Source organism: Pseudomonas sp. Pmew2, assembly GCF_058129885.1.
Genome location: NZ_CM176702.1, coordinates 198,197 through 216,020, shown reverse-complemented (window position 1 = coordinate 216,020; position 17,824 = coordinate 198,197). Strand labels below are relative to the sequence as shown.

At 51.2% G+C, this 17,824-nt stretch carries 14 protein-coding genes and 6 pseudogenes; 6 read left to right on the top strand and 14 right to left on the bottom strand.

The window, feature by feature from the left end:
• Window positions 1-18 precede the first annotated feature (18 nt).
• From tagF to AC4ANK_RS00985, 6 genes and pseudogenes are all read left to right on the top strand, one after another.
• Window positions 19-942: a type VI secretion system-associated protein TagF gene (tagF, locus tag AC4ANK_RS01010; protein WP_002551416.1), complete on the top strand. Its 924-nt coding sequence runs from the start codon at window positions 19-21 to the stop codon at window positions 940-942.
• A pseudogene (tssM, locus tag AC4ANK_RS01005) lies at window positions 939-3,427 on the top strand (type VI secretion system membrane subunit TssM). Before tagF ends, tssM begins: the two are co-directional and overlap by 4 nt.
• 155 nt (window positions 3,428-3,582) lie before the next feature.
• The gene (locus tag AC4ANK_RS01000) at window positions 3,583-4,101 is read left to right on the top strand and encodes an Hcp family type VI secretion system effector (protein ID WP_002551414.1); all 519 of its coding nucleotides are present in this window, start codon (window positions 3,583-3,585) and stop codon (window positions 4,099-4,101) included.
• Between the two features lie 92 nt (window positions 4,102-4,193).
• A complete protein-coding gene (tssA, locus tag AC4ANK_RS00995) occupies window positions 4,194-5,291 on the top strand; it encodes a type VI secretion system protein TssA (RefSeq protein WP_002551413.1) in 1,098 nt (365 codons plus the stop codon).
• Window positions 5,292-5,468: 177 nt separating this feature from the next.
• Window positions 5,469-5,894, top strand: coding sequence for a DUF2628 domain-containing protein (locus AC4ANK_RS00990; RefSeq protein ID WP_002551412.1), 426 nt, complete (start codon window positions 5,469-5,471; stop codon window positions 5,892-5,894).
• Between the two features lie 719 nt (window positions 5,895-6,613).
• Complete coding sequence (locus tag AC4ANK_RS00985) at window positions 6,614-7,333, top strand: hypothetical protein (protein ID WP_031598054.1); 720 nt, start codon at window positions 6,614-6,616, stop codon at window positions 7,331-7,333.
• Between the two features lie 64 nt (window positions 7,334-7,397).
• On the opposite strand, the gene AC4ANK_RS00980 is transcribed toward AC4ANK_RS00985, so the two are convergent.
• The 14 genes and pseudogenes from AC4ANK_RS00980 to AC4ANK_RS00915 all read right to left on the bottom strand — a co-directional run.
• Window positions 7,398-7,952, bottom strand: coding sequence for an HD domain-containing protein (locus AC4ANK_RS00980; RefSeq protein ID WP_002551411.1), 555 nt, complete (start codon window positions 7,950-7,952; stop codon window positions 7,398-7,400).
• Between the two features lie 78 nt (window positions 7,953-8,030).
• A complete protein-coding gene (tri1, locus tag AC4ANK_RS00975) occupies window positions 8,031-9,140 on the bottom strand; it encodes an ADP-ribosylarginine hydrolase Tri1 (RefSeq protein WP_031598055.1) in 1,110 nt (369 codons plus the stop codon).
• Between the two features lie 84 nt (window positions 9,141-9,224).
• A pseudogene (locus AC4ANK_RS00970) lies at window positions 9,225-9,487 on the bottom strand (hypothetical protein).
• Window positions 9,488-9,704: 217 nt separating this feature from the next.
• Window positions 9,705-10,229, bottom strand: a pseudogene (locus AC4ANK_RS00965) (hypothetical protein).
• Between the two features lie 23 nt (window positions 10,230-10,252).
• A complete protein-coding gene (locus AC4ANK_RS00960) occupies window positions 10,253-10,579 on the bottom strand; it encodes an immunity protein Tsi6 family protein (protein ID WP_044423854.1) in 327 nt (108 codons plus the stop codon).
• Between the two features lie 352 nt (window positions 10,580-10,931).
• Window positions 10,932-11,240, bottom strand: a complete 309-nt coding sequence (locus tag AC4ANK_RS00955) for a hypothetical protein (RefSeq protein ID WP_016982575.1) — start codon at window positions 11,238-11,240, stop codon at window positions 10,932-10,934.
• A 218-nt stretch (window positions 11,241-11,458) separates the two neighbouring features.
• Complete coding sequence (locus AC4ANK_RS00950; RefSeq protein WP_031598057.1) at window positions 11,459-11,764, bottom strand: hypothetical protein; 306 nt, start codon at window positions 11,762-11,764, stop codon at window positions 11,459-11,461.
• A 121-nt stretch (window positions 11,765-11,885) separates the two neighbouring features.
• Window positions 11,886-12,197 (bottom strand): immunity protein Tsi6 family protein, encoded by a 312-nt coding sequence (locus AC4ANK_RS00945; protein ID WP_080392301.1) that lies wholly within the window; start codon window positions 12,195-12,197, stop codon window positions 11,886-11,888.
• Between the two features lie 148 nt (window positions 12,198-12,345).
• Complete coding sequence (locus AC4ANK_RS00940; protein WP_031598058.1) at window positions 12,346-12,666, bottom strand: hypothetical protein; 321 nt, start codon at window positions 12,664-12,666, stop codon at window positions 12,346-12,348.
• Window positions 12,667-12,819: 153 nt separating this feature from the next.
• Window positions 12,820-12,900, bottom strand: a pseudogene (locus AC4ANK_RS00935) (DUF6861 domain-containing protein); the annotation flags it as partial.
• A gap of 331 nt (window positions 12,901-13,231) precedes the next feature.
• A pseudogene (tri1, locus tag AC4ANK_RS00930) lies at window positions 13,232-14,310 on the bottom strand (ADP-ribosylarginine hydrolase Tri1).
• A gap of 692 nt (window positions 14,311-15,002) precedes the next feature.
• A complete protein-coding gene (locus AC4ANK_RS00925; RefSeq protein WP_031598509.1) occupies window positions 15,003-15,308 on the bottom strand; it encodes a hypothetical protein in 306 nt (101 codons plus the stop codon).
• A 576-nt stretch (window positions 15,309-15,884) separates the two neighbouring features.
• Window positions 15,885-16,634: an IS5 family transposase gene (locus AC4ANK_RS00920; RefSeq protein ID WP_460382697.1), complete on the bottom strand. Its 750-nt coding sequence runs from the start codon at window positions 16,632-16,634 to the stop codon at window positions 15,885-15,887.
• A 114-nt stretch (window positions 16,635-16,748) separates the two neighbouring features.
• Window positions 16,749-17,636: pseudogene (locus AC4ANK_RS00915) on the bottom strand (DUF6861 domain-containing protein); the annotation flags it as partial.
• Window positions 17,637-17,824: the final 188 nt, after the last annotated feature.

Sequence of the window (17,824 nt, the reverse complement as noted above, 5' to 3'; positions counted from 1 at the left end):
CGATCTGGAGGGCGGTCGATGATTGGCTGCTTCGGAAAAGTGCCCGCGAGCGCAGATTTCGTCAGCCTGCATGGCGCCAGCGACGATGTCTGCGAGTTCGATGCCTGGCTGCAAGGCGCACTCGCCGACATGCAGCAGCGCGACGATTGGCGCACGTTGTTCGACCAGTTGCCCGTGTGTTTTTTCAGCTATCGGGCGCGCAGCGGCAACTGGCTGGTGGGCGGTTTGATCAGTTCGCGGGACTCGAGTGCACGGCGTTATCCGTTCTTCATCTTTCAAACGGTGAAGTCCAGCGACGCCGGTGTGTTTGTGAACCCGTTTACCCTGAGCGAACTGTTCGCCGGGCAGATCAAACCGCTGCTGCACATGGCCGCACAGGGCGAAGGCACCTCAGTGCTGTTCGAACGCATCAGGGCCTTGCGCCCGCTGCAAGGACAGGACTTCGAACTGTTCCGGCGTGTGCATGAGAAGTTTCTGGTGAACTTCACCCTGCGTGACATTGCGACTTCGTTGGAGAGCTCATACCCCGAGTTCATCAGCAATGCCGTGCTCACCCGGCTGCAAGCGCTGGGTCGCCCGTCGTACAGGGCACCGATCGGTATTTCGCTGCCACTGCCTGCCGAGCGAGGCTTGAAGAACCCGACAGCAGATCTGTGGGTCAATTGGCTGACACGCATTGACCCGAACAAGGCAGTGCCGCAAATCAGCATTCTGGCGGACGACTTCATGCGCCCCCGACTGTTCTGCTTCCCGTCGCGCAACACGTCAGGCGTGTACCGCGTGGTGACGGGCGTGGGCGAGCATTCGGAGAACTATGACGTGCTGGCACCCGTTGACGCGTTCGACGAACACCACCGAGGCCATGTGTTTCCAGACATTGACCGCCCTCTTTATGACGTTATCGACCGCTTTGTCGATGTGCTGGATTTGAAGTCCGTATGAACAAGATCAAATACTACTTTTTGCGCTACCAGCCCTATGTTCTCGGGGTCTGCTTTTTTCTGTCGATCTTCATCATCTGGAGCATCGGCCGTGCCCTGGGCTTCAGTTCGATGAACAGCCTGCTGACGGGAATAGGCCTGTTCCTGCTGCTGTCGGCGGCGTATGTGCTGTTGCTGTATCGGGGCGTATCACAGCATCAGAACCTGGAGGGTCTGCTGCGTGATGACGCCGATCAGGCCGTGCTCAATGCCAGCCCGGCGGATCGCGAAGAGGTCAGCCTGCTGCGTGAGCGCTTGCTGCAAAGCATCGAACGGTTGCAGAGCAACAAGCCGAACGGCAGCAACGCCAAGGACGCGCTTTACGCCCTGCCCTGGTATCTGGTGGTGGGTCAGCCCGCAGCGGGCAAAAGCACCATGCTGTATCAGTCGGGCCTCAACTTCCCCTACGCCGAGCGCGAAGGCGCACGCGTCGCCGGGCTGGGCGGCACGCGCAATTGCGACTGGTTCTTCAGCTCGGAAGCCGTGCTGCTGGATACCGCTGGCCGCTACATGAATGATCAGCAGGAAGCCGGAAAATGGCGCGCCTTTCTGCAATTGCTGCGTCAGCATCGCCAGCGCAGACCGCTAAACGGCCTGATTGTCACGGTCAGCATTCATGACATTCTGCAATCCTCGGTGGAGGATCAGGAGCGCATCGCCAAACGTCTGCGCGAGCGAATCCAGGAAACCCACGCGCTGCTGGAAGTGCGTCTGCCGGTGTATCTGGTGTTCACCAAGTGTGACCTGGTACCGGGCTTTGTCCCCTTCTACCGCCAGCTGGATGATGTGGCGCGTGGCGAAGTGATGGGCAAGACCTTCCCGCACAAGGGCTTCGAGCAAGCTGACTGGGGCCAGCGCTTCGGTGTGGCGATGGACGAGCTGATCAATTACTGGAAAGAGATCGCCAACCAACAGCTGGTGCTTCAGGACATCCAGATCACGCGTCAGGACACCGCGGTGTATCGCTTCCCGCTGGAACTGGAAGCCTTGAAACCGCGCCTGCTGATGTTCGTCGATGCCCTGCTGCGCGCCAACCCGTATCAGAGCGCCGAGATGCTGCGCGGTTTCTACTTCACCAGCGCACTGGACGCCGACCAGCCCGAAATGGGCGGACACACCCGTCAGGTTACCGAGCGCTTCCAGCTGGAAAGCGAGCAGGACCTGGTCGACGGCAATGCGCAGCCGCACCCGCTGTTCATCAACAGCCTGTTCCGCAAGGTGATCATTCCCGACCAGCATCTGGTGGCGCTGTACACCACCAACCATCGCGAGCGGCGCCGCAAGGCCGCGTGGATTGGCGGCGCCAGTCTTGTTGCCCTGTTGATCTGCAGCCTGTGGGGCTGGTCGTACTGGAACAACAAGGACAACATCCAGTCCATTTCCACCGAACTCGCCCAGGCTGCAGCCGATGACAGCAAAGCCACCGGTCAGTACACCGAGTGGCAAACGCTGGATCGCATGCGCTTCTGGACTTCGCTTTACTACGATCGTCACCACGACGAAGGCGTACCGCTGCGCTCGCGCCTGGGTCTTGGGGCTATGACGTCGAACCGTTGCTGCGCACGCGCTACTTCAACCGTCTGGAAACGGTGATGCTCAAGCCGACCGCAGACAACCTGACGCGCTCGCTTTACCTGCTGACCACTATCAAGGTCTACCAGCGCAACGCCAAGGACCTGATGCCGGTCACGGGCGTCGACAGCGTCGAACCCAAGGCACTGCCGCCGGATAACCGCGCGCAATCCATCGCGGCCTTCGGCAAGGCGACGCTGGATACTTACGTCATGCTGTCGCGAGCGCAGCGCGAGAAGGCTGACCCGGCCTTCCTGAAAGCGAAGATGCCTGATTACTGGTACCCGGCCATTGCGCGCCAGACCGGCAAGACCATCACTGCGAACGCCGAGGCAGGCTCCAATCAGGATTACGAGTACGCCAGCCGCCAGATCAACTTCTACAGCGATCAGATTCACGAACTGGACGTGCCGAGAATTCTCGACAACGCATTCCTGACATCCAGTTCGCGTAATTACATCAACAGCCTGTTGACGCAGTCGTTGAAGGCTATCGAAACCATCACGCTGGAATCGGACACCCTGTTTGCCTTTGGTCGTGCCGACTTCCAGAGCCTGAAAACCGAAGGTCAAAACCAGTTGAGTGCGATCGCCGGCAAGCTGTTGAGCACACCGAACATCGGCAAGATCGTGATTGCAGGTCACGCCGACCAGCTGGGCGACCCGCAAAGCAACATGCAGGTGTCCAGGCAGCGTGCACAGACCATCAAGACGTATCTGGTCGGCAAGGGCGTGCCCGCCGAGCTGGTGGACGCGGTCGGCGAAGGCAGCGAGAAACCCTTGGTCAAATGCGATATGCAGCAGCCGAGGGCTCAGTTGATTCAGTGCCTTGAGCCGAATCGACGCGTAGAGATCGAAGTGCGCGCGCTCAATTGATCGCGCAGTGCAAGCAAACCGAAGCCCGGGTTGTCCACATGAGACCAGGGCCGTGGCAAGAGAACCTTTCTTGATCGTTTCAAGAAGGTTAATCAAAGGGGTCGTGTTCTGTCTTTAGACACCACAACCTTAAATGAAGAAAGGAGACGCAGAAAATGGCATTTGACGCATACATCCAAATCGACGGCATCCCGGGCGAAGTTCTGGACGACAAGCACAAAGACTGGATCGAAGTGCTCGGCTACGAGTTCGGCGCTACCCAGGCCACCTCCGCCACCGCCAGCTCGTCGGGCGGTGCTTCGTCCGAGCGCGTTGCACTGAGCGACTTCAGCATCCGCAAATCTGTGGACAAGGCTTCTGCCAAGCTGTTCGAAGCGTGCTGCAAAGGCACTCACATCGCCAAGATCCAGCTGAACGTCAACCGTGCTGGCGGCGACAAGCTGACCTACCTGACCATCAACCTGGAAGAAGTCGTTGTGTCTTCCGTGAAGGCTGTAGCAGGCGGCAACCAGAAAGGCGAAGACAACGCCGTCAGCGATCTGCCGATTGAAGAAATCAGCTTCAACTTCGCTCGCATCAAGACTACCTACACCCAACAGAGCCGTTCCGATGGCCAGGGTGGCGGTAACGTCACTGGCGGCTGGGACCGCACTGCGAACAAAGTATTCGCATAAGTCTGTGACACCTCGGGTCGCGCAAGCGGCCCGTCTTCAGCACCGTGTCTGCCCAGGCACGGTGTTCTTTTATCCTCTGATCAGAGTTGACTATGTCTGAATTTCTCAACGACCTTTCGCTTGCCGATCTGACGGCGCCCATCAACGGGGGCAGCGGCGAAGACCTGAGCTTTTCCACCCTGTTCGATCAGGTCAAGGAAGCTCGTCGAGCAGACCCCGATTACCTCACCCAAGGTGACTGGCAAACCGATCTGAAGTCCTCGGACTGGGATCAGACCATCACGTTGGCCGCACAGGGCCTTGCTGAACAAAGCAAGGACCTGATGCTCGTCGCCTGGCTCAGTGAAGCCCTGGCGCACAAATACCACTTTGTCGGCATTACCTTCGGCCTGACCGTGGCCGAGCGGATCCTGCAAAATTTCTGGGACGATCTGTACCCGTCGCTGGAAGACGGCGTAGAAGAACGCGCCGCCCGCCTGGCCTGGCTGAAAACCACGCTGACCGAAGTCGTTGGCGGGCTGCCGATCACCCAGGGGCAGAACTTTGGCCTGTTGCGCTACGACGAGTCGCGCCACGTGGAAAACCTCGCGCTGCAAAACCCCAAGGCAATGCAGGCTGCTGTTGACGAAGGCAAGATCAACGCCGAAATCTTCCAGCGCTCCGTGGTACTGACCGACTCGGACCACCTGCGCCTCAAGGCCAGCGAAATCGCTGCCAGCCTGTATGCCTGCCAGCAGCTCCAGGCCACTGCCGACACCCTGTTCGGCCGCGACGCGCCCAGCCTCGTCACCCTGAGCGACATCCTGCAACGCGCCGGGCAACTGACCGAAAAGCTGCTCAAGGACCGAGGAATAGAACTGAGCCCTGCCCCAGCAGCCGCCGCTCAGACCGCACCCGAAATCGCCATCGACCAACCCGCAGGTGCCGCGATGACCCAGACCACCCAGGACAGCGCATCCGCACCACTGCGCACCACCCCGGCCACTCGCGACGAAGCCTTCACCATGCTCGCCGGCATCGCACAGTTCTTCAAAAACACCGAACCGCAAAGCCCCGTCCCGTACCTCATTGAGCGCGCCATCAAGTGGGGCAACATGCCGCTGGAAGGCTGGCTGAACGACGTCATCAAGGACAGCAACGTCGTGGACAGCATTCGCGATGTGCTGGGTACGAAAGAGCCTAAGCAGTAAGGGCGATCTGGTGGATCGGTCTGTATGAACGTGCGTACAGACCGTCGGGAAATGCACCACAGGATGAGTCCGTCTGTATGACTGACGTGCTCTCGATTTACCCGTATTTTGCGTCTTACCCAGCGCTGCAAGAGGGAACGACCATTCACATGATTCACACACATCAGGGATTAGAGAATGAACACGTCAGACCCGGTAAACGCATCAGGCCACTACAGCGACAAATGGAAAGAACGCTTCGCCTTTTTTGAAGCGCATGGCGGCCCGAACGCACCGGGGTTCAGACCCGCGCTCAAGCAACTGCCATTTCTGAAAAAAGTGAAAGTCAATTTCAACTTCTTCGCGTTCTTTTTTGGGCCGGTTTACCTGTTCATCCTGGGGCTGTGGAAGAAGAACCTGTGCTTTATCGCAATGATCGTGGTGGTCTCTATCGCGCTGGACATGGTGATGGACATGTTTGAGTTCCGCTATGCCAAGGAGGCCAGTTCTGCGGTCGGTTTTGTGTTTAATGCGTTGTATGGGCAACTGACTAATTACGCGTATTACCTCAAGGAAGTGAAAGGCGAGCAGAGCTGGAATCCATTTGAGGGGTTGCGTTGGTAATGCGAAATCATTGGGTTCTATTTTTAGGGAGGCATGAATGTTTGATTATGTAGTCAATTCGATATCGCTGCTGTGTTTTTCAACGCTGGCATTCTTTATTCTTTACGCGCCGCTCAGAACCATAATATCGTTGATTAAGCGTAAAAACCCTCTTGATCGGGTATCTCGACCTTCCTACGGGATATCCATGTGCCTATCGTTTGCTGCTGCAGGCTTTACTCTTATAATTATGTTGTCCCGAACTCCAAGTATACTGACTACACGAATCTATTCCTGTCGATCTCAGCCTATCTCTTTATTCAGGCAGTGACGATGGCGGTACTGATGGGTAAGACCAGAGCCCATTAAAGGTCAATGAATAGCCTGTAGCGGCTAGTATTTGCCAAGATTTTTAACTTTACCGTTAGCAATCTTATCTCACTGCCCAGTTAAGCAGGCATGGAGTCATCACTTACAGGGAAGCCAGTATGCGACCAATCATCGTGATCAACGACCCCACCTCTCCGTTTACAGTAAGCCGACCAGCATTGCCTCAGCTGCGGCTGGCATGGCCAGAGGTGCTTTTGTTGGCGTTGTGTTAATCGCTGCTTCCCAGGGGGCAGCGCCGCTGACTTTAGTAATACCCGTTGAATGGGGGCAGGTCTAGGCGTTCAGGCACTCATCGTTAATAAAGGATGGGAGAAAGATCTCGGGAACATGTTAAACCATGAGAAAACATAATGATTAATTCAGATAGCCTTAGAAAAAGCAGCTGGCTAGCATTCTTCACGACTGGTTTTTTTACAGCCTTTGGCCCATCTAAATTAACGTGTTTTTGGTACGTATATTTTTTGGCCGTAACCTTGATGCTTGCCTGGACAATATACCTAGTCTACCTGTGCGAAAAGTACACAACCTATATGTCGTCGCTTATTAGCGCACTGATTGGTTCATTTACATTGCTCGCTTGTAACGTAGCTTATGTCTCCACTTCTATTTTTTTTGGAGAGAACAGTTTTAATGCTTTCATTACAAGTCTAACCCCTGCCATCATTACATTGTTGGCTTATTACGCGATTGCTAGCAAAAAGCCTTCTTTTCAACCATTCGAATATGACGGACAGAAAATCCAGACGCGTGTTGCTAGCACTTCACAACTATCAACAAGTTATAAAACTGGCTTGATCGCGGGAGCAGCCACGTTGGCGGCCGGTATTTTCCTGCAGGCGTTCGGCGTGCTAACTGGCGGTGTAGTTGCGGCCCTTGTCCTTACTGGATGCTGTGTGACCATACTGTTCTACATGCGGCATGTCATCAGGGGGCTTCGCACACTCCGAGCCAAGGAGCGCAATATGCCTGCTGCGTACACGTTCATGCAAATCGATGAAATTCGCGAAGCCCGCAGTCGTTGGTGGCTGAGCAGGTTTTTCAAATGGTTCTCGTCTCGGCACAAATCGTAGGGTGCGTAACTCTCGATGATTACTACATAGCCCTATTTATCGAAATGGAAAGCCCGCTCATTACTCAGCCTTCAAAGCCATCAACATAAAGCGCCTCATAACGCGCCATCGTATCAATGAGCCGCTGCCGCAGATACCCGTTCGCATGCCCCAAGGCTGCCAGGATCTGCGCCGACTCCACCAGGTAAGACGCCCGCTTTGCCTTCTTCCAGGTGGACGGCGCTGACTGAAGATTGGTGATGCGATCACACAACTTGACCGACGCAGCTTCTTTGGAGTGCCTGGCGATCCCAGCGAAATAAAGCGCTTCGGAAAACGGCACGACCAGGTTCTTGCTCAGGCACGCCACCGCTGAAGCCACCTCGACACCAAATGCTTCAGCCAACTCATCCTGAGTCACCGGCGTATCTTCCAGCACGTCGTGCAGTAACGCTGTGGGCAAGGCGATTTCAAGCGCGCCCACAGACTCTTCGCGATGGGCAAAGATCAACTCGTTGGCAACCATCGCCACGTGGGTGGTGTAAGGAAGGTCCGAGCCTGTCATTTTTTGGCCTACGTGGGCATGGGATGCGAATAGCCAGGCTTTGTTGTAGAGCTGTTGCGGACACGGTTTGGGCATGTGGGTCAGATTCCTTGAGACGCGATAAAAATCAGGGATCGCGGGCTGACCCTCAGAGAGAGTACGCGCGCTTCTCTATCAATCGCCGATAGACTCGTCCAAAGGGTCGTGCAGCGGCGCACGCTCGAACAACTGTTGGGCCAGCCCCTGAATATGCTCGGACCATGCGACGTTCTTGACCCATTCCTCCGGCATGCCTGACACCCCATAAAGCGCGCCTGCGATTTGTCCGGCGGTAGCGGCTACGCTGTCGGCATCATCAGCCAGGTTGGCGGCCAGCAAAATAGCATCTTTGAAGTTGTCGGTATTCCATACGGCCCACAGGGCTGCTTCGAGTGTGTCGATGACATAGCCTGAAGAGCGGATCTGGTCGCGGTTTTTTTCTTTGTATTCGCCTGCGTTGATGAGCAATGCTCGCGGTAGTAACGGGCAAATCATCGGAGAAAGGGCTTCTTCTTTGTCCGCGCCGTTAAGGGCGAGATGGAACTGTGCGCCAAGCAGCGTACAACACGCGATAGCCTCCAACGCGTTGTGGGTGCATTGACTTTGGGCATCACTCTCACGCCACGTAGCTGAAAGCGAATGTCGGCGAAATATCGCAGTGGGTGCCAAGCGAATTATTGAGCCATTGCCAGCGGTGGATGGGGCATCATTACCATACCAGTGACCGCCATCTTTCAGCCTTCCTTCGATCGCAGCCCGAGTGGCATTGCCGATATCAAAACACTTACCGTTGTGGCTGTTTTCGCCATTTATGTACCAGCGGCCCATTCTCTCTGCGTAATCGATAAGGTCGAAATTGCCCTTCGCAAGATAAGTATCTGCGAGGCAGAGAGCCATGCTTGTGTCATCGGTCCACTCACCGGCATTGAGTTTGAAAGGTCCGCCACCCACCATGTCATGGACATGGCTACGATCACGGGGCAAAAATTCCAGTGTTGTACCGACGGCATCGCCAATGGCCAGCCCAAGCAGGCACCCTTTTGCACGGTCCAGCGCCTGTGCTTCGGTGAGGTTACACGTCCGTGACGCTATCCAGCCGGGCTTCTCTACAGGCAACCTTGGTGCGTCAGCCTGCAACATATAATCCATACGTTGGAGCAACTGCGCAGATGGCGGAGGCAGCAGGTGATCGTAGCGCTCAACATATCGATCGAGGGTTTCGTTGGAGCTTCTCAAGTCAATCATGGGTCCTTCCAGAGTAATTTCTCAAGGTGTAGAGCAGTATGGAAGCTGCTACCGGATGCCCGAGTCTATACCGCTTGTTAGCGGCTAAATAGCCGTTCCCCGCTTTACTCCTGGCTTCTGGATCAAAAGATCATCCCGCTCTCTCCTGCGGCATGTCTTGGCGAATGCATCTGCAGCAATGAGATCTGTGTGGAAAAGATCAAAGCTGGCTTTGTCGATCTCGTAATACTCCTCGCAATCGATCAAGCCATTATTCACCGGAAATTACAAATAGAAACGCCCTGAGGTTTCCTCGATACCCAAGGAAAGCATGAGGTCGCGATTAAAAAGGTATCGTTAAATTTCATATGACTGCCTTAGAGCCTTAATCATTCAACCTCATAGATAAAGCCCATCAACTTGTGCAAAAAGCGCCTACAACAAGCTTCATTTTCCGTTATATCTACGAATAATCAAACATAAAGATAAAATTATTATGGACTTCACCACCTAATAGACCATGCCCAAAAATCAAAAGATTAGCTATCAAAGACCAATAAATGTAAAGCCGCTGCAATCTAAAGCTCACTTCCCGTCTACCTGTATACAATATTCTTGGTCGCCCACCATCTTGCAGGGCCAGCCATCGTTAATTTAACGCGTCGGCTTAAAACAAACTCGCTCATCGTTCACCCAAAATAATTGCCATGCCGAACCAGAAATAAGCAATTTTGGACATGGCGTATAGTCTCTAGCAAGCAATACAATAGTAGCCAATACAGCTATGGAGGGCACAACATAGATTATCGTCTTGATAGAAATCTTGAGCATCAAACTTTGGAAAGCCCCCAAAAAAGAATTATTTGGAGGATCAAATTTCTTCCCTGTCCATACGGCTATAGAGCCTCCAATTATAATTAGCAGCACGGCGGGCGGAACCATGAGTAGGCAGAACGCAAGGTAAGGAGTTTCTACGACAGGTGCATTTCTATATATACGCCCATACAGAGGAAGTACATGTTCCCAAATCCAGTAAACTGAAAAAACATCGACCAATGTCATGAAAAAAACAAATACCGTCGCTCCAAATCTGAACAGTGCAGGTGACATAGAACTCGCCCCTATCTGAATAATCACCTAACGGGCGGCTCTTGGTATAAGATGCCTGTGGGTAGTTTTACTTTTAGCCCATTAGCTGATTGAGACGCTATATAGCTCACATCCATAATGGCTCGAGCTAGCTCGTAGTCCATATCTTCAAACTCTTTAGCTCCTAGAGCGCCAAGTGACAAATCATGAAGCCTCGACTTGTCTTTTTCAACCCCCTCGAAAACTGCCTTGACATAGATGAGTTGATTAATTACCGATGTATAAACTGGAAACTGGGAATTACGCGCGCACCGATCCTTAGCAAGTAGAAGAGCGTGATTTACATACTCCAGCGCAGTATTAAATATCATAGCGCACTCCATTAAATGACTTTCATCGTTCCGAAACCAAATTTCCAATGGTCCGTGGCTTGACAACACCGTGCCACACCCATGAGAACCACTCCGAAAGCCCATTTTACCTATGTACACCTCAGTGTCCACTGGAGCTTTCATATTGAAAACTCTATGGCGGCTTTTAACCTCATCAGAGAACTGTACCGAACCATCATTATCTAGCATTCCCGATTGCCTCCCTGCTTTTCATTTCCCCTTTCATCTATAACCACAAGATTTCAAGGCTCATCGGAACGCATAAAAACATCTTCGCCTTCCTATATCCCTCCTAAAACCATGCTGCACAACTGTCTATCGATGGTAACTTTCAGTCCTTAGCCATTTTGGCCGCCAACATTTTGTAAGCTTCCGTTTCGCGCCCCTCTATGAGTTCCATATAGAAATCTGTGTACGCAGCCTCCAGATCTTTATATGACTGTAAACGTGTCTCAGTGAAAAGCTTGTAACCTGGAATATCTCGTGGCTCAACCATTTCAGTAATTTGGCCTTGCTCTGCTCGGGAAAGTAAACCCTCAAGTTGCAAAAACAATATTGAAGCATCAGGGTCGCAACGCTTATAAATTTCAAGTTTTTCGCGAAGCGTTATGGCAGCCACTCTCAAGGCTTTAACATCCATATTTATGTAACCTCTAAGTGTCTATTGTAACGACTTCCTGGCCGCGGACTATTAGCCACGCTTGACTACTACACTCCAAACATGACAATTGCAGTAGGGCATTAGCTAATTTCCAACGGAGCAAATGCTATATATCTCAGAAAGCAGGTCATGCAGCATTAGAATCGCAAGACATGTGCGCCACACAGAGCAAAGGCTCACTGACTGTGACGCTCACTTCATTTCTCACCCATTTCCCTTTTCAGTTTACGTAGTAAAGGAGTCTCCCCACCAGTCAGTTCAACCCTGAACTCTGCGAAAGCATGCTCAAGATGAGAATATTGTTGCAAGCCCTCTTCGGTAAATAGGTAACGCCCCGGAATGTCTCGCCACTGCAACTTAACTGTTATCATGCCAGATTCGGCCAGCTTCATCAGTGGTTCGATCTCAACTCGAAGCTTTTCAACAACGGGATCTGAATTTCTCAAATCTTCAATCACCTCACGCAGCTTTTGCGTTTTTTGCTTCAGATGTTCAGCATTCATAATAATGACTTTGGCAGCAGCTAGATCGACGGAGGGACGAAGGAAAGCAGACATCTGCGACCGGCATCAAGAGCGAAAATTGCAACTTTTCACTATTGTCAAGCGTAATAAAATTTATTTATCAAGGACGCCACAACCCTTCGGGAAGCTTGACTTTCAGTCCGTTCGCTGATTGATTTGCTATGTAATAAACATCCATTAATGCTCGCGCAAACTCGTAATCAGTATCTTCAAACTCTTTCGCCGCAAGGGCTCCAATGGAAAGCTTATGAAGTCTAGATTTATCCTTCTCAACACCATCAAAAACAGCCTTTACATGTAATAGCTGGCTTATAACTGCGGCATAAACAGGAAATGAAGGATTACGCTTTATCCGCTCTCTAGTCAGAGAGATAGCATAATCTATAAATTCTATAGCAGTATTAAATTTCATCACTCACCCGCGCCAATTAATTTAAGCGATTTTTTGGACTGGAAGTCATTTGCTTTCCAGGCGTTTGACTAGGGATTATCGAAAGGAGATGAAACGTCTTCGCTTTACCGTTTCAGCCTCGAAACAAAGTACGCTGCACTACCCTCTATTAAAGAGACTTTCGACGCTTAGCCATCTTGGCCGCCAACATCTTATACGCATCTGTTTCGCGCACCTCTGTAAGTTCAAGACAAAAATCAGCGTAGGCCTTTTCCAAATCCCCATAAGCTTGTAAGTTCGTTTCGGTAAAAAGCTTGTATCCTGGAATATCTCGTGGCTCAACCATTTCTGTTATTTCGCCTTGCTCTGCTCGACAGAGTAGCATATCAAGGTTCAACAATAATATTGAAGCATCAGGGTCGCGATGTATATGAAATTCAAGTTTGTCGCGGAGCGTTGTAGCTGCCACTTTCAAAGCCTTAACATTCATGCCAATGTTACTCCTAGTTCTATCGTACTGATTAGTCTGGGCATAAACCATTCACTACGATTATTTACTATGCTCTGAACAGCATCGCCAGACCTAGCAATTTTCCCATTAAGCTCTGTAGTCGGCGCGACGTTGCCCACAAAAACCTCTATTAGCTTGAATCAACTTGTTAAGTTCATCATCGAGGTTCCGCTCGATGCCATCCCAGCTAGGAATGTTGGCTAATAAGTCCATTTATACATTACTGTCCCTGGGTTGAAGGGGCTGCACCAACTTACTTGGTGGTCACAAATTGACGCGTTCTGATCCATATGCACCTGGTCCGATCAGACCTGAACTCTTGAACTAAATTCCAGAGCAGGCTCATTTTTCTCATCTGCGAAACAGATCGTAATTATGACAAAAAGTCACCATCACGCAGTAAACATTTATACCCCTGACCACTCTTACAAAAAATCCATATAAATATCTATATTATAGGCACTCAAGAAACTGTATTTTTGGCACTATCAGCGGTAGACTTTTAAAGTCTTTCACACCTCCACGACAGCATCGAAAATGCATTTTAACCTGGTGCGCGTTCAAACAATTGCCGAGCTAAATCTTGAATATGATCCGACCAAGCGACTTTTTTACCCACTCATCTGGCATGCCCGACACCCCATACAATGCACCGGCAATTTGTCCAGCGGTCGCTGCTACACTGTCAGCATCATCGGCAAGATTAGCAGCTAGCAGAATAGCATCTTTGAAGTTGTCGGTATGCCATACGGCCCACAGGGCTGCTTCCAGCGTGTCGATAACATAGCCTGAGGAGCGGATCTGGTCTCTAGTTTTTTCTTTATATTCACCGGCGTTGATGATCATTACTCGAGGCTGGAATGGGCCGATCATGGGAGAACAAACCTCCTGCTTGTTGGCCCCATTTAGAGCAAGGTGTAATTTTGCCCCTAGAAGTTCGCAACAGCTAATCACCTCAACCGCGCAGTGCGTAGTTCTGCTTTGCGTTTGACTTTCCATCCATGTTGTGAGCAAAGAGTTTCGCCGAAAAATAGCTGTCGGTGCCAATCTGATTATTGAGCCGTTGCCTGCGGTATTAGGCTCCCAGTTGCCGTTCCAACTCAATCCTTCCTTTAGCCAACCTTCAAGTGCGTTGCGTGTCGCATTACCAATATCAAAGCAAACACCGTTGGCGCTATTTTCCCCTTTTTTATACCAGCGGCATAGCCGATTCAAATAGTCTGCGTAATCCAGTTTTCCATTCGCAAGGTAGCAGTCAGCCAAGCAAAGAGCCAGGCTGGTATCATCTGTCCACTCGCCCGCATTGAGTCTAAATGGCCCCCCGCCTTGCATGTCTGTCACAGTGTTAGAATCGCGGCTAGTAAATTCCAGAGTTGTACCGACTGCATCACCAATAGCAAGACCAAGAAGTGCGCCTTTTGATCGGTCAAGTGCCTGAGAGGCTGTTAGCGTAGGTATTCTAGATGCTAGCCAGCCCGGAACCAAGGAGGAGTCTGTGGGACTATCAACCTCTGAAGATCTTCCACTTGAGGTAGATACTCTAGAAGTAGGCGCAGGCCTAAAGCTTCTATACCGTTCAGCATAGTCAGTAACGATGTCTAACGGGCTATGTAGATTTATCATGGGACTTTTTTCAGAGAGACGTAGTTTAGAAATGAAATATTCTTTACAGACGTTCCTTACATCGTTATTTAAGCAATGCCTAAGAAGGATGTATTTGCTACATTCCTAAAAACCCTTGCCCACTTATACCGCTCTGTAGGCTATCCTGTCAAGAACGCTTTGAGGGAGGTCTGCCCTCTATAAGTGCGTTTTCCCATAAGCGGAGAAGTTCAGATAAACCTTGAGCATTAGCCTGCGGGCGCACATGCACACCAAGCTGCCACCAGTTTCATGCTCGTGGAGCAATTACTGTGGGTCTGCCTCCCTAACTTGTAGCCCCCTATTTTAACTGGGCTGCACAGTAAGCAAATCACCCAACTCTCTGAGTCTACATTTTATGACGAAAACGAGCTCAACTTCAGGAGTTTTTTGAAAAAGCTCGTAGCCACTTTGGACTATTTCATAATATTCTTCATAGTCAACCAAGTCATTATTAACCGAAAATGACAAGTAAAAATGACGTTTTGTCTATCGTCAGCTCAACTAAAATTTTCATTCGAGAGTCGTTGGATCGTGGCTTACGCCGCCTCGAGGTGGACAGTTTCGTAACCCACACTCCGGAGCTTTGAACATGTTCAATAGAACATGTCGATGAAATTTAACTATCGCCACTAATATACAGTATACATTTTATTGCCACTTTGTTAAATGAGCTATTTTTGATTTCTCTCTGCACGAAGCATCTTTAGAAGCGGAGGTTCTCCGCCCGTAATCTCAATTGAGAATACAGCATATGCTTCCTCTAAATCACTGTATTCTTGAAGCCCATTCTCGGTAAAGCGATAGCGCCCCGGGATTTTCCCCCATTGTATTGGTGATAGAATACGTCTTGATTTTGCCAGTTCCAACAACGGCCTTAAATCTTCATAGAGACGTGAAGCCTCATTATCCTTTACAGCATATTCCTTTAATTTCTCTTCCAAAATTTTTGCTGAAAATTCGATTTTATCTATGTTCATTTTTAGTTCCCTATTGTCCCAACTCTTACAGCTGGAGCCCAGCTACCACGATCAGGCACCACATACTGCACTGCTCCGGCAGAACGTTTAACTAGACCTCCTAACTCGCTCGTCGGAGCGACCTCACTGACGTAAACTTTGGTAGGATTTAGCGGCTTTATCTCATATATACCATATGTAACCCCTTCGCTCCCCAAGGGAAGCCCAAAATAATCAGCTAACGTCTTATCGGAGGCTGACGCCTTCATTAGCTCTTTACGCGTCGTAAAATAAGGTGAGTATTTTGGAGCATCCCCGCCTTCGGCCACTATCTTTACCAATGGTTCATCTACAAACTTCACAGTCGGAAGAGTTTTACCAGAAGCAAGTTGTCCTGCTGCTCTGGCGTATAGAAGCTCTTCAGATGCATTGGGAGCAGACCTCGCAAGCGCATCAAAATAAGCTCTTCCTTCTGCCGTACCGAGATACGCATCTATCTCACTTGTTTGAACACCGTGGGTTTCAAATGTACTAAATTCTTTAATCTGCTGTTCTACCGATACAAACTCTGGATCTTGCTTAGGGTCTGTTCCCGTTTCACATTGGCAGCCACAGAAAAGCGCAGGCCATTGCTATGACGCTTTCATAGTTTCTCTTGAGTTTGTCGAACCGAGAAGCCGCCGCCCGGAAATGCTTCAACCGGGCAAAGGCGTTTTCTACGAGATGTCGATTGCGATATAACCCTTTGTCCAGATCTGCGTTCCCTTTCAGAGAATTGCGCTTTCGTGGAATCACCACTTTGCTGCCTTGCTGCTCGACCTGAGCGCGTATCGCTTCAGTGTCGTAGCCCTTGTCCGCAATGATCACTTCTGCATTGGGCATCTTGGCAATCAACGAGGCCGCCTGCGAACAATCATTGGTCTGGCCTCCGGTCACGTCAAATGCAATGGGCAGCCCACAAGCGTCTACAGCCAGGTGAATCTTGCTGGTGTTACCGGCTCGGCTTTTTCCGATGGCCTGGTCCTGCGTGCTGGCAGCACCTGCACTGTGCTGATGAGCCTTTACATAACTGCCATCAATGAAAACCCACTCCATGTCAGGATCGGTCATCAGCACCTCAAGCACCTTGACCCACTTGCCTGAAGCAGACCAGGCATTGAACCGCTTGTAGACCTTGCTCCAGTTTCCAAACGCTTTCGGCAGGTCTCGCCAAGGGCAACCCACACGCATGCGGTACAGCATGCCTTCAACCGTGGTGCGCAAATCTCGCTTGTTGTAGATCGATTCGTGCAGCAAAATTTCTCGAAGCTTCGGCCAGTGCTCATCACTGAGCATTAATCGGGGCATTGCAGGCTCGTATTGGTGTTGTGTGAGAACTCCAACAATACGGGCCTGTTCTCATAGAGATCAATGGGTTACGTCGAAACGGGAACAGACCCTAGCGTAATACTCACGCATGGTCTCGGATTCAGCCTTAGCCAAAGGAGCAGGCTCATCAACCCGCAACGCAGGCTCAGCCAATAGCCTCCGCTCATTACGCGCCAACCAGTTCGCAAACTGCTTGTTCGAAATCTCTGCCTGAAGCTTGGCACTGCGCACTGCGATGCTATCCATGCTCCCTATGATGCCTGCCTTGACCTGCCCACGTGTCATGTAGGTCACGATGGCAGTAAAGAGCAGCAGCACCAGTTGCTCCTGGCCTTTTGCGATTTGGCGGGCAGCACGATCAATCCGCTCCTGGATTTCGTATGCCGAACCACCAGTGGGGTCGAGGCCCTCGGGTTTCAGCCCTTCGTCAGCGTGCCAGGCAGTGGCGAAGCCTTCCTGCAAGGTAGAGAGGCAAGCAGGCAGACCTTTATAGAAATATTCAGCTATAGCTGAGAGGCCCAGCGCCATCAGGATCAGGTTGCCAACCTGTAAACCGATACCCGCTCCAACTGCCGCTACCGGCACAGCGCCGACACCAAAGAAAAACGCTCCAGCAACGCCGCCAGCGACCGTACCGACCGCAACGCTGCCGCCGAGAATCATCGCGACTTCTTTAACCAGTTGCAGCAGCACCGGGAGGATCTGTTCGATCTCGATGGATGCCCACTTGCGCTTGAGGTTTGACTCGATGATGGGATAGGAAAGCCTCATCGCCGCTTTCACATAGTCAATGCGGTTGCCGCCCATGTATCCGTAGGCTTGAGTCGCGGTGGTGGTGGTATTGACGCGTCGCGTGAAGCCATTCCAGCTGTCATAGGTGCTCTGCAGCCCATCGCTGTAGGCTTGATTCAGCGTGTTGAATTTATCATCGAGGTTCCGCTCGATGTCATCCCAGCTAGGAATGTTGGCTAATAGGTCCATTTACACATCACTGTCCCTGGGTTGAAGGAGGCTTGCACCAATCGCGCGGCTACAAATTGACGTGATCCGAGCCATGTACATGGCTCCATGGGACCTGAATTCTGAAGCTAAATTTCAGGACATGCTCATTTTTCTCACCTAAAAAACAGATCGCAACAATGCCATTAGGCCATCACTTATTCGAATCC

Coding starts and splice junctions, on each gene's coding strand:
- AC4ANK_RS00955 (WP_016982575.1), bottom strand. CDS start 11,240: ATGGATGTTAAAGCCTTGAGAGTGGCTGCCATAACGCTTCGCGAAAAA.
- tri1 (WP_031598055.1), bottom strand. CDS start 9,140: ATGATTGACTTGAGAAGCTCCAACGAAACCCTCGATCGATATGTTGAG.
- tssA (WP_002551413.1), top strand. CDS start 4,194: ATGTCTGAATTTCTCAACGACCTTTCGCTTGCCGATCTGACGGCGCCC.
- AC4ANK_RS00985 (WP_031598054.1), top strand. CDS start 6,614: ATGATTAATTCAGATAGCCTTAGAAAAAGCAGCTGGCTAGCATTCTTC.
- AC4ANK_RS01000 (WP_002551414.1), top strand. CDS start 3,583: ATGGCATTTGACGCATACATCCAAATCGACGGCATCCCGGGCGAAGTT.
- AC4ANK_RS00925 (WP_031598509.1), bottom strand. CDS start 15,308: ATGAACATAGATAAAATCGAATTTTCAGCAAAAATTTTGGAAGAGAAA.
- AC4ANK_RS00940 (WP_031598058.1), bottom strand. CDS start 12,666: ATGAATGTTAAGGCTTTGAAAGTGGCAGCTACAACGCTCCGCGACAAA.
- AC4ANK_RS00990 (WP_002551412.1), top strand. CDS start 5,469: ATGAACACGTCAGACCCGGTAAACGCATCAGGCCACTACAGCGACAAA.
- AC4ANK_RS00960 (WP_044423854.1), bottom strand. CDS start 10,579: ATGATATTTAATACTGCGCTGGAGTATGTAAATCACGCTCTTCTACTT.
- AC4ANK_RS00980 (WP_002551411.1), bottom strand. CDS start 7,952: ATGCCCAAACCGTGTCCGCAACAGCTCTACAACAAAGCCTGGCTATTC.
- AC4ANK_RS00945 (WP_080392301.1), bottom strand. CDS start 12,197: ATGAAATTTAATACTGCTATAGAATTTATAGATTATGCTATCTCTCTG.
- AC4ANK_RS00950 (WP_031598057.1), bottom strand. CDS start 11,764: ATGAATGCTGAACATCTGAAGCAAAAAACGCAAAAGCTGCGTGAGGTG.
- tagF (WP_002551416.1), top strand. CDS start 19: ATGATTGGCTGCTTCGGAAAAGTGCCCGCGAGCGCAGATTTCGTCAGC.
- AC4ANK_RS00920 (WP_460382697.1), bottom strand. CDS start 16,634: ATGCCCCGATTAATGCTCAGTGATGAGCACTGGCCGAAGCTTCGAGAA.